Annotated in this window: 15 protein-coding genes and 1 pseudogene; 5 read left to right on the top strand and 11 right to left on the bottom strand. The window is 66.6% G+C overall.

Annotation, left to right across the window (positions count from 1 at the left end; translation table 11 throughout):
- Window positions 1–16: 16 nt before the first annotated feature.
- From rutA to rutB, 4 genes are read right to left on the bottom strand one after another with little or no spacing between them, the layout of a single operon-like run.
- Entirely contained in the window at window positions 17–1,075 is a 1,059-nt protein-coding gene (rutA, locus tag JWN21_RS00820; protein ID WP_299645494.1) for a pyrimidine utilization protein A, read from the bottom strand.
- Window positions 1,076–1,078: 3 nt separating this feature from the next.
- Window positions 1,079–1,879, bottom strand: a complete 801-nt coding sequence (rutD, locus tag JWN21_RS00815) for a pyrimidine utilization protein D (RefSeq protein WP_299645492.1) — start codon at window positions 1,877–1,879, stop codon at window positions 1,079–1,081.
- The gene (rutC, locus tag JWN21_RS00810; RefSeq protein WP_299645491.1) at window positions 1,872–2,255 is read right to left on the bottom strand and encodes a pyrimidine utilization protein C; all 384 of its coding nucleotides are present in this window, start codon (window positions 2,253–2,255) and stop codon (window positions 1,872–1,874) included. Before rutC ends, rutD begins: the two co-directional genes overlap by 8 nt.
- Entirely contained in the window at window positions 2,255–2,995 is a 741-nt protein-coding gene (gene rutB / locus JWN21_RS00805) for a pyrimidine utilization protein B (protein WP_299645490.1), read from the bottom strand. The genes rutC and rutB overlap by 1 nt, the downstream gene beginning before the upstream one ends.
- Here rutB and JWN21_RS00800 point away from each other — a divergent pair.
- The 4 genes and pseudogenes from JWN21_RS00800 to JWN21_RS00785 form a co-directional block, all read left to right on the top strand.
- Window positions 2,979–3,488, top strand: coding sequence for a hypothetical protein (locus JWN21_RS00800; RefSeq protein WP_299645488.1), 510 nt, complete (start codon window positions 2,979–2,981; stop codon window positions 3,486–3,488). The two genes, rutB and JWN21_RS00800, sit on opposite strands and share 17 nt — an antisense overlap.
- On the top strand, window positions 3,467–5,086 hold the full coding sequence (locus JWN21_RS00795; protein ID WP_299645487.1) for an NAD(P)/FAD-dependent oxidoreductase: 1,620 nt from the start codon (window positions 3,467–3,469) through the stop codon (window positions 5,084–5,086). Before JWN21_RS00800 ends, JWN21_RS00795 begins: the two co-directional genes overlap by 22 nt.
- A complete protein-coding gene (locus JWN21_RS00790; protein ID WP_299645486.1) occupies window positions 5,071–5,442 on the top strand; it encodes a reverse transcriptase-like protein in 372 nt (123 codons plus the stop codon). The genes JWN21_RS00795 and JWN21_RS00790 overlap by 16 nt, the downstream gene beginning before the upstream one ends.
- 52 nt (window positions 5,443–5,494) lie before the next feature.
- A pseudogene (locus JWN21_RS00785) lies at window positions 5,495–5,660 on the top strand (transposase); the annotation flags it as partial.
- Between the two features lie 71 nt (window positions 5,661–5,731).
- On the opposite strand, the gene JWN21_RS00780 reads toward JWN21_RS00785, so the two are convergent.
- From JWN21_RS00780 to JWN21_RS00750, 7 genes are all read right to left on the bottom strand, one after another.
- Entirely contained in the window at window positions 5,732–6,076 is a 345-nt protein-coding gene (locus JWN21_RS00780) for a VOC family protein (protein ID WP_299645485.1), read from the bottom strand.
- 26 nt (window positions 6,077–6,102) lie between these two features.
- The gene (locus JWN21_RS00775; RefSeq protein WP_299645484.1) at window positions 6,103–6,915 is read right to left on the bottom strand and encodes an enoyl-CoA hydratase; all 813 of its coding nucleotides are present in this window, start codon (window positions 6,913–6,915) and stop codon (window positions 6,103–6,105) included.
- Window positions 6,912–7,673: a VOC family protein gene (locus tag JWN21_RS00770; protein ID WP_299645483.1), complete on the bottom strand. Its 762-nt coding sequence runs from the start codon at window positions 7,671–7,673 to the stop codon at window positions 6,912–6,914. The genes JWN21_RS00775 and JWN21_RS00770 overlap by 4 nt, the downstream gene beginning before the upstream one ends.
- 15 nt (window positions 7,674–7,688) lie before the next feature.
- On the bottom strand, window positions 7,689–8,882 hold the full coding sequence (locus tag JWN21_RS00765; RefSeq protein ID WP_299645482.1) for an acyl-CoA dehydrogenase family protein: 1,194 nt from the start codon (window positions 8,880–8,882) through the stop codon (window positions 7,689–7,691).
- Entirely contained in the window at window positions 8,870–10,006 is a 1,137-nt protein-coding gene (locus tag JWN21_RS00760; protein ID WP_299645481.1) for an acyl-CoA dehydrogenase, read from the bottom strand. The genes JWN21_RS00765 and JWN21_RS00760 overlap by 13 nt, the downstream gene beginning before the upstream one ends.
- 11 nt (window positions 10,007–10,017) lie before the next feature.
- On the bottom strand, window positions 10,018–12,426 hold the full coding sequence (locus JWN21_RS00755) for a CoA transferase (RefSeq protein WP_299645480.1): 2,409 nt from the start codon (window positions 12,424–12,426) through the stop codon (window positions 10,018–10,020).
- Window positions 12,427–12,535: 109 nt separating this feature from the next.
- Entirely contained in the window at window positions 12,536–13,138 is a 603-nt protein-coding gene (locus JWN21_RS00750; RefSeq protein WP_299645479.1) for a TetR/AcrR family transcriptional regulator, read from the bottom strand.
- 154 nt (window positions 13,139–13,292) lie between these two features.
- Here JWN21_RS00750 and JWN21_RS00745 point away from each other — a divergent pair, with 154 nt between their 5' ends.
- Entirely contained in the window at window positions 13,293–14,780 is a 1,488-nt protein-coding gene (locus tag JWN21_RS00745; protein ID WP_299645478.1) for an MFS transporter, read from the top strand.
- Window positions 14,781–14,815 lie beyond the last annotated feature (35 nt).

Here is a 14,815-nt window from a genome sequence, read left to right as displayed (position 1 = left end):
ACCCACGGCGCTGGCTCTACGAGCGACTTTTCATCAACGGCTGGATGCGCGTGCCAAACGCCTCGATACCTTCAAGGAAGTCGTCGAACGTCAACAGCACGCCGCCGGTGTTCGGCACGGTCGCCATCTCGTCGAGCATGCGCGCGACGCTGGCATAGCTGCCGACCAGCGTGCCCATGTTGATGTTGACGGCGCCTTCGGGCGCGGCGAGCTGGCGGACGTTGGTGGTCGCATTGACCTTGTCGGCCGCGCCCTGATCCTTGAGCCAGGCGATCGCATCGACATCGACACCGGCGTTATAGTGCTTCCACTTGGCCATCGCCTCGTCGTCGGTTTCGGCGGCGATGATCATCACCAGCACGAACACGGACACGTCGCGCCCGGTCTTCGCGGTCGCGGCGGCGAGCCGTTCGTTGTTGAAGGCGAAGGCGGTCGGCGTGTTGACGCCCTTGCCGAGGCAAAAGGCGTAGTCCGCCCATTTCGCGGAGAAGGCGAGGCCCTCGTCCGACGAGCCCGCACAGATGATCTTCATGTCGCCGGTTGGCTGCGGCCGGACCAGGCAGTCGTCCATCTGGTAATAGTCGCCGCGGAAATCGGACCGGCCGGTCTCCCACAGCTCGCGCAGGATGCGGGCGTATTCGTCGAGCATCTGGTAGCGATTGCGGAAATGCTCCTCGCCCGGCCACAGCCCCATCTGGCTGTATTCCGGCTTCTGCCAGCCGGTGATGAGGTTGAGTCCGAAGCGGCCGTGGCTGATCGAGTCGATCGTGTTGCACATCCGCGCGGCAAAGGCCGGTGGGATCACAAGCGTGGGGCAGGTGGCGTAGATCTTGATCCGTTCCGTGACCGCGGCGAGCCCCGCCATCAGCGTGAAGCTCTCCAGCCCGTACTCCCAGAACTCGGTCTTGCCGCCAAACCCGCGCAGCTTGATCATCGACAGCAGGAAGTCGAGGCCATGCTCCTCCGCCTTGAGCGCGATCGCCTTGTTGAGGTCGAACGAGGGCAGGTACTGCGGCGCGTTCTCGGAGATGAGCCAGCCGTTGTTGTTGATGGGCACGAAGACGCCGACCTGCATGGATTATTCCTCAAGTTCAGTGTGGGTCAGCCAAGCCAGCGCGGACCGGTTGAACGCGTCGGGCCGCGTGACATTGCAAGCGTGCCCCCCTCCGGGAAGGACGCTGAACGTTCCCCGCCCCAACTCGCCGCACAGCAACTCGCCAGCGGACGAAGGGACCAGCATGTCGTCATCAGCCACGATGACGAGGGTCCTGTCGTCCAGCCCCTTGAGCCGACCCGTCGCGTCGAACGCCGCGAGCGCAGCAATCCTTTTCTCCATCGTGGCCACACCTGGAAATGCCGCCACTTGATGCGGCAGCTCTGCATCCAGTTCGGCAGTGTGTGCGCTGATCCATCTGGCGGGGTAGAGGAAAATCGGCTGCGCCCGCAGAAACGCCTCGACGCCACTGTGCCGCAGCAAGTTCAGCCGCGCCTCGAAGCAGCGCAGGAAATGCGGGTCGGCCTTGGCCCAGCCGTTGACGACGACCAGCCGGTCGAGCCGCTCGGGAGCCTTGAGCGCCAGCGCCAATCCCGCAACGCCGCCCGCGGCGTGGCCGACGATGCTTGTCCGCGCCCAGCCTACCGCGTCCATCAACGCCAACATGTCGTCGGCGAAGTGCTCGACCGTCACCACGTCCGGAAGCGCCCGGTCACTGCGGCCGGTGCCGCGATGGTCGTATACCAGCACCCGGAAATGCTCGGCGAAAGCAACGAGGTTCGGCTTCCAGTAATCCGCCGATCCGCCCAGCCCGCTCGACAGGATCAGCGGCGGCGCGTTCTTCGCTCCGTGCAGCTCGTAATAGAGCCCCGCCGCTTCAGCCAATGTGCGCGACCGAGGCGATCTCGACCAGGCAGTCGGGCTTCACCAGCTCGCATTTGATACAATAGCGCGCCGGCTTCGCGCCCGGGAAATACTCGGCATAGACGGCGTTGAACGCGGCGTAGTCGGCCAGATCCTTGAGGAAGATGTGGTTCATCGCCACATCCGCGAGCGTCGCGCCAGCCGCCTCCAGCGTGATCCTGATGACCTCGAGCACATGTCGCGTCTGCGCGGCCGCGTCGCCGACGTGGAGCACCGCGCCGCCCTCGCCCAGCGCCAGCACGCCCGAGACATACACAGTGTTCCCCGCTTTCGCGCCGGCCGAATAGGGGGCGATCGGGGTCGGGAATTGCGGCGGGTTGATCGGCTCGAACGGCATCAGCTTTCCTCTGCAACGGGCCGCTGCCCCACCGCGCCGCAGAAATCGGCGACGGTGGAGACCCAGCCGAAGAACTTCTCGACATTGTACAGCGTGGCGTCGCGGATGAAGTCGGGGCCCAGATGGTGCGTCGCGTCCTCCAGCATCACGCCGAAATATTCGAGGTGGAAGCCGTCGCGCAGCGTCGATTCCACGCAGACGTTGCTGGCGATGCCGACGAAGACGATGGTCCTGATGCCGCGCGCGCGCAGGATGCTGTCGAGCTGTGAGTTGAAGAACGCCGAGTAGCGCGTCTTGTGGATGCGGATGTCGCCCGGCTTGGGCTTCAGCGCGTCGACAAGCTCGTAATCCCACCCGCCGCGCGCGAGCAGTTGCCCCGCCAGGTCGGGCCGCGCGCGCATCGTCTTCAGCGCGTTGGACTTGTGCCAGTTAGGGGAGGCCACCGTACCGGCTTCGACATAGTCGGCGTCCCAGCCGTTCTGGAGGAAGACCACCGGCATCCCCGCGGCGCGAGCGGTATCGAGCACCTGCCCGATCCGGCCGATCACCCCCGCGGAACCGGTGATGTCGAAGCCTGCCAGATCGACGTACCCGCCTTCGCTTGCATAGGCGTTCTGCATGTCGATCACGACGACCGCGGTGTCGGTGGGCGACAGCCGGATGGGTTCCGGGCGCGCGGGGAGCACGGCGGTGTCCGGGGTCCCTGGCGGACGATGATCGACGATGGCTTGCCCTGGCACGATCGCATCGTCGCTTATCTGCCTGGCGCAGGCAAGCAGGCTTGGCGAACGAACCACTGTCGGAGACGACTTCTATACCGGGACCACCGCGTCGGAGACGATCATCGGCAACGGTGGCCGCGACACGCTGACGGGGGCCGGCGGCAACGACACCATCTATGGCGATGCACTGGGCGCCACCGGCAGCGCAAGTCCCGGCGGCGGGCTGACGACGGCGGCCCTGGCCTATTATTCCGGCACCAACAGTCTGCGGACCGGGCTTGGGGCGTCGGTTTCGGCGAAAACTCCTTCTACCGGAACGATGCGGTGGAGGCCGGAGATATTCTTCGGCGCGCGCCGCCTGCCGCCGCCGGTGCGGATCCGCAGGTCGCCCGCCGGCGGCTCCATTTCGCGGGTGGGACTCGTGAATGGGTATGTCACCTGGAGACAAGCCGATGGCGCCGGGCGCGGCTCGCCACTAAGTCCGCCGAAGTGCTCCGCCTCACCAATCTAACCCTGCCGCTCCATCATGCCGAGGAGGCGCTGCCCGCCGCCATTCGCAAGCGGCTGCGCATCGGCGTGCGTGACCTGGTGCGGCACAGCGTCGTGCGACGGGGTCACGACGCGCGCGACAAGGCGAACATCGTCCTCGTCTACACCGTCGATGTGAACGTGCGCGACGAAGCAGCCGTGCTGGCCCGCTTCCGCAAGAACAGCGATATCCAGCGCACCCCGGACACGAGCTATCGCCAGGTCGCGACCGCGCCGGCCGACTGTGCTCGACCGGTCGTGATCGGCGCCGGGCCCTGCGGCCTGTTCGCGGGGCTGATCCTGGCGCAGATGGGTTTCCGGCCCATCATTCTCGATCGCGGCAAGGTCGTGCGCGAGAGAACCAAGGACACGTGGGGCCTGTGGCGCAGGGGCGTGCTCGACCCTGAGTCGAACGTACAGTTCGGGGAGGGCGGGGCCGGCACCTTCTCCGACGGTAAGCTCTACAGCCGCATCAAGGAGCCCCGCCACCTCGACCGAAAGGTGCTCGTCGAGTTCGTGAAGGCCGGCGCGCCCAAGGAGATCCTGACCGAGGCGCATCCGCACATCGGCACCTTCCGGTTGGTGACGATGGTCGAAAGCATGCGCGCGACCATCGAGGCACTGGGCGGCGAGTACCGGTTCGGGCATCGTGTCGATGGGCTGGACGTGCGGGCTGACGGTGGGGGAGTTCGGCGCGTTCGCGGGCTGCACCTTCATACCGGCGCCTATCTGGAAGCGGACCATGTGGTGCTGGCGATCGGGCATAGCGCGCGCGACACCTTCGAGATGCTGCACGAGGCAGGCGTCCACGTCGAGGCAAAGCCCTTCTCGATCGGCGTGCGGATCGAGCATCCGCAGTCCTGGATCGATCGAGCGCGGTTCGGTCACAACGCGGGTCACGATCTGCTGGGCGCGGCGGAGTATCACATCTCACACCACTGCTCGAACGATCGAACGGTCTACAGCTTCTGCATGTGCCCTGGCGGGACCGTGGTCGCCGCAACCTCCGAGGAGGGTCGCGTCGCCACCAACGGCATGAGCCAGTATTCCCGCAACGAGCGCAATGCGAATTCGGGCCTCGTCGTCGCGATCGACCCGGCACGCGACTTCCCTGGCGATCCGCTCGCGGGCCTGGCGTTGCAGCGCTTTTGGGAAGCGAAGGCGTTTGCCGCAGGCGGTAGTGACTACAAGGCGCCGGCGCAGCGCCTTGGCGACTTCGTGGCTGGTCGCGCATCGACGTCGCTCGGCTCGGTAATCCCGTCATATCGCCCCGGCGTGACACCGACCGACCTGGCGCAATGCCTCCCCGACTTCGTCGTCGCGGCGATGCGTGAAGCCTTGCCGATCTTTGGCCGTCAGATCCCCGGCTACGACCATCCGGACGTGGTGATGACGGGCGTGGAGACGCGAACGTCCTCACCGGTTCGCTTTACCCGCGGCGCCGACTTCCAGAGCCTCAATACCAACGGCCTCTTCCCGGCGGGCGAGGGCGCCGGTTATGCCGGCGGCATCCTTTCGGCGGCAGTCGACGGGATCAAGGTGGCAGAGGCAGTGGCGCTGAGCCTGTGCGCACGCGCCTGAAAGTCTATTTCGACGGCGGCTACCGCGGGAACGCCATGGAGACGGCGGTCGTCGCGGCCGGACAGGTGACGATCGCGAGGGGGCTCGGGCCGGGCAGCAGCTCGGATGCCGAGTGGCTCGCGTTGATCCGCGCACTGACCATCGCGCAATCGCTCGGATCGGACTTCGTCCTGCTGGGCGACTCGGCGGACGTGGTCGCCAAAGCCAACGGGCTAATCAGGTGCCGGGGATCATGTGTCGGGCATCTGCGGGAGTTCCGCACGCTCGCCGGCGGCAGGGATGCGCCGCACATACGCTACATCAAACGATCGCAGAACCTGGCGGGGATCGCTCTCGCCCGGCAGCATCCACGCTGATGGAGGCACACAGCGTCTGGTCAGCGACTACCCCAGCGCGGCAGCTCTGCTCAAGCCAGTCAGATACGACAAGCGCGGCTACCGGCGGCGCAGCCGCAATCGAGATCACGTTCGGCAGGCTGAAGGACCGGCGTCGCGTCGCCACTCGCTAGGACCGATGTCCCACCGTCTTCTTCTCCGCCATCGCCCTCGCTGCCACCGTCATCTTCTGGCTATAGCCAATGAGTCCTGACCCTAGGGCGCGCGACTGCACCGAGTCAGTGCATGGTTGCCGTCGCTGTAAAAAGCGTCAGCGCGCTACAAGCTCAATCTCGTGTCCGTCCGGGCTGACCACGAAGGCGGCGCGGATCGAACCATAGTCCGCTGGCTCACGGACATGCGCGGCCCCGGCACTGAGAGCGTGTGCATAGGCGTCGTCAACATCCTCGACATAAAAGCCAATCGGACCGTGAGTGGTGCCGGGGATAAGTGCCCGTCCATCCTTCCAGCCATACAGGACCAGCGATGCACCTCCCGCACCGCGTAGAATCACCTCTTCAACGGCATCAGTGGCAAAGCTGCCAGTACGTTGAAGCCCGAAGGCATCACCGTAGAATCGTTCGGCGCGGGTCAAATCCCCCACGATGATCTTCACAAATGCGAGGTGTGGTCCTGCCACGGTCAGTGCCCCTTGAAGCGTGGAGCACGCTTTTCAATGAAGTGCGCAACCCCTTCGCGGAAATCGTCAGTCTGCAAACTAGCCGCCATCTGGCGGTCGGCCTCGGCCATTGAGCTCCCTAGATCTTCGAACAACGCGTCCCAGAGCTGGCGCTTGATCACGCGTGTGGAACGAGGCGAGACGAGATCCGCGATTTCGCGCGCGTAGGCCATGGTCTCCGCCAACAGCGTATCGGCCGGGAACACCCGATCCACCAGCCCGATGCGATGGGCTTCGGCCGCGTCCACCCGGCGCGAGGAGAGCATCAGGTCAAGCGCGCGGCTGTGCCCCACCAGGCGCGTCAACATCCAGCTGGTGCCGTGCTCCGCGATCAGTCCGCGCCGCGAGAAGGAACTGACATACACCGCGCGATCCGAGGAAAACCGAAGGTCGCAGAACAGCAGCATGGCGAGGCCCAGCCCCGCCGCGGCGCCGTTCACCGCAGCGATGATCGGCTTTGGCACCGACGGCAGGTAGGTCATCGCGTGGTGGAAGTCGGCCCGGGCTGCCGGGTCGAACGGGGTGAACGGCGCGCGCTCGCTCTTGCCTTGTGCGCTGATGTCGGTCAGCGCCGTCATGTCGGCTCCCGCGCAGAAGCCGCGCCCGGCCCCGGTCAGCACGATCGCTCGCACGCCATCGTCTGCCGCTGACCGCTCCAGCGCGTCGCGGATTTCGGCCGCCATGGTCGGTGTCCATGCGTTGAGTCGCTCGGGACGATCGAGGGTGATGGTGGCGACGCCGTTCGCCACGTCGAACATGATGTCGGAATAGCTCATCGGGACACCCTGAAGGTCATGCCGCACAGCGCGAACCGATCCGATCCGGTGTCCTTCCCGCGCGACCGCGCTTCGGCCATGATCGCCTCCGGATCGGCCGCATCCAGGATAATGGTTTCCAGCCGCTCCTTGCCGTCGTCACTGGGGCCGAAGCCGACCGTCGCGCCGTCCACCGCAATGGCGTCGTGGTCCACCGCACGTTCCAGAATGGCGGCCCAGTGCCGGGCGAGGCCGGCCGGGTCAGGGCTGGTCGCTTCGATACCCGTTACGCCCCGCGTGCGGCTCTGGTCCATGTAGCGTTGCCAGCCGTCACCGCCGGCGGGCCAGTACGGGCCGGTCAGCTCCTCGCCCCCTTCGGTCCGGTCAAATTCGAGCATCGTTGCGCGGCAGTCGCGGGGGTGAAGCTGGACACACTGGTAGATGCCGGGGCGGTCGATGGTGAACGCGGTGGAGACGCCGATCGACTCGGCATGTGCCTGACGACGCTTTGGGTCAGGGCAGTCGAACAGCGCGATATAACCGCCACGGCCGCCGCTCCGCTCCAGGAACCGGCCGGCAGCCGTGCCCTCGCGGGTGGGGGCGATGATCTCCAGAAAGGTCGTGCCCGCCGCGAACAGCGCGTTCTCCACCCCGAAGGTCGCGACATTGGGGTCCCGGTGACACACCGGCAGCCCAAGGATGGCGCTCATGTCCTCCACCGCGCGCTCGAGCTCCGGAGCCACGAGGCAAATCTGTCGAAGACGTAGTTGCTCGCTCATGCCGTTCCCCTTGTCTCAGAGGCCGAGAATGGCCTTGCTGACGATGTTCTTCTGCACTTCGGTCGATCCGCCCAGGATGGTGAAGGCGCGGCGGTAAAGATAACCGGCCGTCACCGTTGTTCCGAAGTCCGGCGTTGGAGCGATGTCTCGTGCGACGCTGGCCGCCTGCTCGAAGTCATAGGGCAGCGCGTCATAGGCGAGCGCGTCCATGGTGAATTCGGCCAGGTCCTGGTTCAGCTCGGTGCCGCGAATCTTGACCATCGACACTTCCGGTCCCGGCTTGCCGCCCTCCAGCAGCTCGTCGAGCGACTGCTTGACCCAGCCCTCGAGCGCCCGGAGGCGGACCTTGAGGTCCACCAGCCGGTTGGTGAAGTCCACGTCGTCGATCAGCCTGCTGCCGTCGGCGAGCGGCCGCGTCACCGCCGCCTCCGCCCGGGCCAGCGCGTGCCGGATGCCCGGAAGAGACACGACGCCCAGACGCTCGTTGCTGAGGAGGAATTTGGCGTAGGTCCAGCCCTTGCCCTCCTCGCCGATGCGGTTCGACTGGGGCACACGCACATTGTCGAAGAACACCTCGTTGAAGCCGTGGTGCCCATCCGACGCCACGATCGGGCGTACCGTGATGCCGGGCGTGCGCATGTCGACGAGCAGGAAGGTGATGCCGGACTGGCGCTTGGCCTCCTGGCTGGTGCGAACCAGCATGAACATCCAGTCCGCCCAATGGGCATAGGACGTCCAGATCTTCTGGCCGTTGACGATATAGTCGTTGCCGTCGGCCTCTGCGCGGGTGGCGACGGCGGCAAGGTCGCTGCCGGCGCCGGGCTCGGAGTAGCCCTGGCACCAGTTGACGGTGCCCTGGAGGATGCCCGGCAAATGCTGCGCCTTCTGCTCGGGATTGCCGAATTCGCGAATGACGGGGCCGGCCATCTTGATCGCCAGCCCGTTGTTGCTGGGGGCATGCATTTCCGCAATCGTCTGATCGAACAGGAACTGCTGCAACGGGGTGAGCCCCGGCCCGCCATGCTCGGCTGACCAAGTATAGACCAGCCAGTTGCGCGTCGCGAGCCCATGCTCCCAGGCCTTCAGCTGCGCCTTGGTGGGGTGACCGCCAGCAGCGACGACGGCGCGCAGATCCGGATCCAGGTTTTCGGCGATGAACGCCCGAAGGTCGGCGACGAAAGCCTGGTCGGCTGGGCTCAACTTGGGCATCGTGTATCCTGGGCAACGAGTTGGCGGTCGAGCGCGAAGAAGCGGGCACGGTGATGGGCGGCGTCGCCGAAGAGCACGCCCATGGCGGTTAGCGCGCGAAAATAGTGGCTGATCGCGGCCTCGTCGGTGGTGCCGATCGCGCCGTGCATCTGCACTGCTTCCTGCCCGACCTTGCGCGCGGCGGCGTTGATGTGGAGCTTGGCCGCCGAGACGGCGAGGCCGCGCTCGACCCGATCGCCGTCCATCGCCGCGACCGCCTCGGCGAGCAGGATCTCGGACTCGCGGATCAGGCGGAGCAGGTCGACCAGCCGATGCTGGAGCGCCTGGTTGCGGCCGATCGGCTCGCCGAACTGGACGCGGTTCTTGACATAGTCGAGCGTCATTTCGAACGCCGCGCGCATTGCGCCGACGGCACCGGCGCACACCAGCGTCGCGCCGTGATCGAGCGCGCGCTCAATGGCGGCACGGGCGGTCTCCCCGCGCGCGAGCAGGGCCTCCTGTTGCAGCCGAACGCCCGAGAACCGGATATCGCCCGCGCCAGTCCCGTCGACCAGCGCGAATCCCTGGACCTCCACTCCCGGCGCAGCGGCGGGGACCAGCAGTACGACAAGCTCGCCTGCCTCGTCGCGCGCGACGGTGACGATCAGGTCCGCGTCCGCGACCCCCAGCACCACCTGCTTGCGGCCATCGAGCACCGCCGCGTTTCCCTCGCGCCGTACGTGCGCTGCGGGGTGCTCCCAGGCAAAACGCGCGCCCGGCTCCGCATAGGCGAAGGCAAGCTTCTGGCGTCCCTCCCTCACGGCCTCGGCAACCTGTCCACCGAGTTCCGTATCCGCCGCCTCGACCAAGAGCGACAAGGCGACGTAGTTGGCGAGTAGCGGCTCGGCGAGGAGGCCGCGGCCGGCCTCCTGCGCGATCAGCGCCGCCTCGGCCGCGCCGAACCCGAAACCGCCAAGCTTCTCGTCCAGTCCTGCATGTAGCCACCCGTTCTCGATCATCCGCGCCCACCGCGCAGGGTCGCTGCGGCCGGTGCGCCCGGCCGACGACCAGCGTGCGGGGGCGCAGTCGGCGGCGAGGCGGCGGGCGCTGTCGCGCAGCATCTGGAGTTCGCTGGGTTCGGCCATGATGGTTCCTGTCAGGCGACGGCGAGCGCCGGCGGCGGTGTGGCGGCCTTGACGACGCGCGGTCGGCCGCAATCACCGACAATGCCGCGCGCCTCGAGGTCGGCGATGGCGGCTGCGTCCAGCCCGAGCATGTCTCCGAGCACGCGGGCATTGTGCTCGCCCAGCGTCGGGGCGGGGGACAGCACCGGATACGGGCGGCCCTCTTCCCGAAAGGGTGAGGCGAACAGCGGCTGGGGGCCGCTCCAACGCCGCTCCACCACTTCCCAGTCGCCGCGCGCGACCAGGTGGGGGTCCGTATAGAGGTCGCCGGGCGTGGCGGCGATCCCAGCCGGGACGCCCGCTCCCTGCAACGCCGCCATGGCCTCGACGCCAGAGCGGCTTCGCGTCCAGCGGGACAGGGCGGCCTCGATCCCGTCCTCCTGCTCGCGGCGGCCCTGAAGGGTCGCAAGGTCGGGACGCTGCAAATCGATGATCCCGGCCAGCGCCTGCCAGGTCGGGTCGTCGGGAACCGCGACGACGATCCAGCCGTCGGCGTCGGCGGTCGGGAAGACGTTGTGCGGCACCATCGTCGGGTGCCTGTTGCCCAGTCGTTCGACCTTGCCCGTGAGAGACTGCTCGATCACCCAAGGAGCGGCGAGCGGCAGCATGGCCTGCACCTGGGACAAGACGATCTGCTGGCCCTCGCCGGTCAGCCGCTTGTGGAGCAACGCCGTCAGTAGCGCCGCGCAGCCGCTCAGCCCGCCCATCGGATCGCCATAGGCGAGGTGATTGAGGACGGGCGGGCCGTCGGCGGGCCCGGTTACGCTGGGCAGGCCCGAGCCATGCTCCAGCGTCGAGCCATAGGCGCGCAGATCACTCCAGTCGCCCGCATAGGCGGGCATCGACATCATCACGATCGAGGGATTGCTTACCCTGAGCGCGTCGTAGGTGAGGCCCAGCTTCGGCATCACGTTGGCGGCGAAATTCTCGATCACTGCGTCCACGTCGCCTGCCAGCCGCTTGACCAGCGCCAGTCCCTCGGGCGTGTAGATGTCGATGGCAGCGTCGGTCTTGTTGCGGTTGAGCGCGATGAACCAGGGGCTGTGCTCGAATATCCGTTCCTGCTCGCCCTCCGTCGGACGCCACCAGTCGGGATAGGCGCATGCCTCCACCTTGACGATCTCGGCGCCCAGGTCGGCCAGTTGACGGGTGGCGAGCGGCCCGGCCCACCCCATCGACAGGTCGAGGATACGCATGCCGGCGAGGGGACGGCGGTCAGCGGGCACCAGCGGCAGGGCAGGGGCGGCGCGGGCGGGCGGCGGTGTCCCCTCACCGGGCAAAGGCGCAACGCCATTGCGGGCCGGCGGTGTCGCGCACAGGTGCAGCGGCACGCTCGGGCCCTCGAACCGCGCCTCGCCGACGCTTACCGACTGAAAAGCGCCCCGGGCGCGGTGAACGGGCTGAGCGAGCAGTTCCGCCATGCTCGGCACCACCACCAGCGGCACGCGCCGCGCGAGCGCCAACTGGAACCATTCCTGGGCGGTTCGGCTCTTCAGCCGGTCCCCGATGATGCCATCCAGCTCCGCCATGTGTCGGCTGCGGTCGAAGCGCGTCTGGAAGCGCGGGTCGGCACGGACGTGGTTGAGGTCCAGCATGTCACAGAACGCGGCCCATTGGTCGAGGTGGCCGACCGTGACGCCGAGCCACCCCTCGCGGCAGGGGAAGATGCCGAGCGGGTAGGTGGGGTAGAATTTGTTGGTGCCGAGCCGCCCCTCGTCGGCGGGCGGACCGTAGCGCAGCGCGATCTGGAACTCGGCCAGCACGGTGCACGCCTCCAGCACCGAGACCTCGAAACGACGGCTGCCGCCGGCATGGAGCGCGGCCATGGCGGCGTTGTAGGCGGTCAGCCCGGCATGGATGCTCGCCTGGTGATCGTTGACCATGATCGGCGGGCCCTCCGCCGGACCGACGAGCTTCACCAGCCCGGCCATGGCGCGCACCACGGCGTCGCTGCCGGCGAGGTCGCGATAAGGTCCGCTCTCGCCGAACCAACTGAGCGATACGATGGCGAGCCGCGGGTTGGCGGCGCGCAATCGGGCGTGGCGGGCGGCGGCCGTGGCCGGCTCGCCGGCGTCGAGCAAGACATCGGCATGGGCCGTCAGCGCCTCGACCTGGGCAGCCGCCGCGTCGCTATCGGCAGGGGCGATCAGGCTGCGCTTGTTGGTGTTGAGCCAGGCGCCGAGTGCGCTCTCCACCAACCCTGCGCCTATGTCGACGAGCGGTGGGATCCGCCGCAGCGGGTCGCCCTCGGCAGGTTCAATTCGGACCACATCGGCGCCGAAGTCCGCGAGCATCTTGCCGCAATAGGCGACCGCCTCCAGCGCACCCGTCTCCACGACGCGCAGATGCGCCAGCGGTGCTGTGGGTTGTGCTGCGGCCATCGATCCCTCACCTCGCCGAGCGCCTATTCCTTGCCTCGGTCGATTCTGTGGCCAAGTCTATTTTCTTTGGCGGCGCTGTCAATCCGCCTGTTAACTACCGCGTCGGCGGTCAGGGCTCACGGGCGGGGAACTTGGCGCGCGCGAAATCGACCACCTCCAGGCATGCGCCCTCCAGTTCCTCGATCCGGCCGTCCTTGAAGATGCGATTGCCGACCATGAAGTTGCCCGCGACCAGCATGCCCGCGAGCATCCTGGAATATAGATCCGTGGCGGGGTCGACGCCGGCCTCGCGCGCGAAGGCTTCGGCCAGGATCTGCTCGTAGCGGTGCTCGATCAGCAGCAGCTGCGCGACGATCTTGTCGTTCTGGAGCAGGAACTGGTTAAAACGAAACTGGTCGGGATTCGCGGCGATCGCACGCGCGGACACGGAGACGAAGCTGCGCCAAATTTCGATTACGGGCTTGTTCCGACTCTCGTCCAACAGCCGATCTCGCAACTGTTCGAGCACATGGGTGCGCAACGCCAGTGCGATCTCTTCCTTGGTGTTGAAGTAGCGCAACACGGTCTGCTTGTGGACGTCGGCTACATCGGCAATCTGGTTGAGCGTGGTGGCGGCGAAGCCCTGTTTCTCGAACAGCTCCGTGGCCGCGTCGATGATCGCCTTGCGCGTCCGTATGGCCTTGCGGATCCGGAGAGGTAACTTGGTCGCCATGCCGTTTCCTAGCAGCGATCAGGGCTGCTGCAATACGGCAACGAAAAAGCGCTCAGGCGTGAAAAGATACTAAGAACAAATTGCGCTCCGGCCTGAATCGGATACAACGGGCCACCTGACCCGGGCTAATCCGGGCGGAGAAGATGGAGAGGCCATGTCGGCGACGTCCGGTCCCGCGCCGGCTGCGCAGGCCCTACAGGGGGCGAGCAGCACGGCTTCGCTCGGCCCGCTGCGCGTGCGCGAAAAGCTGTTCTACGGACTGGGTGAGATCGGAGAGGCGGTGAAGACCGCGGCGCTCGAAACCTTTCTCCTGTTCTACTATGTCCAGGTCGTCGGACTGTCCGGGTCGCTGTCGGGACTGGCCCTGCTGGTCGCCCTGCTGTTCGATGCCGTGTCCGACCCTATGATCGGCAGTTGGTCGGATCGACTACGGTCGCGGCTTGGGCGGCGTCACCCCTTTCTTTATGCGGCACCCATCCCGCTGCTGATTGCACTGGTGCTGTTGTTCAGCCCGCCGGATGGGTTGTCACAGATCGCGCTGTTCGCCTGGCTGACGGTGTTCGCGATCATCTCGCGGGTGGCGATGGCGGCGTATTTCGTGCCGCACATGGCGCTTGGAGCCGATCTGTCGGACCGCTTCGAGGAGCGGATCGAGATCGGCGGGTATCGGACCGGCTTTTCCTATTTCGGGCGGCTGGTCGCGCTTGGCGCGGCATTCTCGATCTTTTTCGCTGCTACTGCCGACTATCCGCGCGGGCAGTTGAACCCAGCCGCCTACACGCCCTTCGCGATCTTTTGCGGCGTTACCGTCGCCGTGGCCGTGTTCGTTTCAGCGCTTGGCACGCAGAAGCGGGCCATGAGGCTTCCGCCCGCCCCGGTGCCTCCACACGGGAGCGGCGTGCTCCGAACGGTGGGGCGAGCCATGAAGCTCACCTCGTTCCGGGCGATGTTTCTATCGTTGCTGCTGTTTTACATCTTCAACGGCACCCAGGCCACGTTGGCCCTGCACATGACCACTTTCTACTGGGAGCTTTCACCGACCCAGACGCGCAATGTGCTGTTCGCCACCGTGATCGGCTTCATCGTCGGCGTATTCTTTGTCGGCCCGATCGCCAGGCGCTGGGACAAGAAGCCGGCCTATATCGCCGGTGTCATCGCCAGCTGCACCTGCGTGTCCGCGCCGGTCCTCCTGCGTCTGCTCGGATGGTTTCCGGCCAATGGCGATCCGATGCTCGTGCCGGCGATGATCTTCTTCTTCATCCTCTATGGCATCTGCGGGTCGGTGCCCGTCACCCTTTCATCCGCGATGCTGGCCGATGTCGCGGACGATTACGACCTGCGTCACGGGATGCGTTCGGAGGGGATGTTCTTCGGAGCGATCGCGTTCTCGCGAAAGGCGTCGACGGGTGCCGGGACGGCGCTGGCGGGCGTGCTGCTCGACGTCATCGCCTTTCCCCAGAATGCCGTGGTCGGGCAGGTGCCGGAGGCGACGTTGTACCACCTGGCGCTGCTTTATGGCCCCATGCTGCTGGCGATCCTGTGTTCGGGATGCCTGGTGCTTGCACCCTATGACCTGTCCCGCACCCGGCACGAGGAAATCATCCGCGTGCTGGCAGGACGGAACGCGAAAGGGCTGGACTGAAACCTAGCCGCAAAATATACCGAGTCGCACAACTG

Source organism: Sphingomonas bacterium, from assembly GCF_028292945.1.
GTDB lineage: Bacteria > Pseudomonadota > Alphaproteobacteria > Sphingomonadales > Sphingomonadaceae > Sphingomonas.
This window is presented reverse-complemented; position numbering and strand designations above follow the sequence as displayed.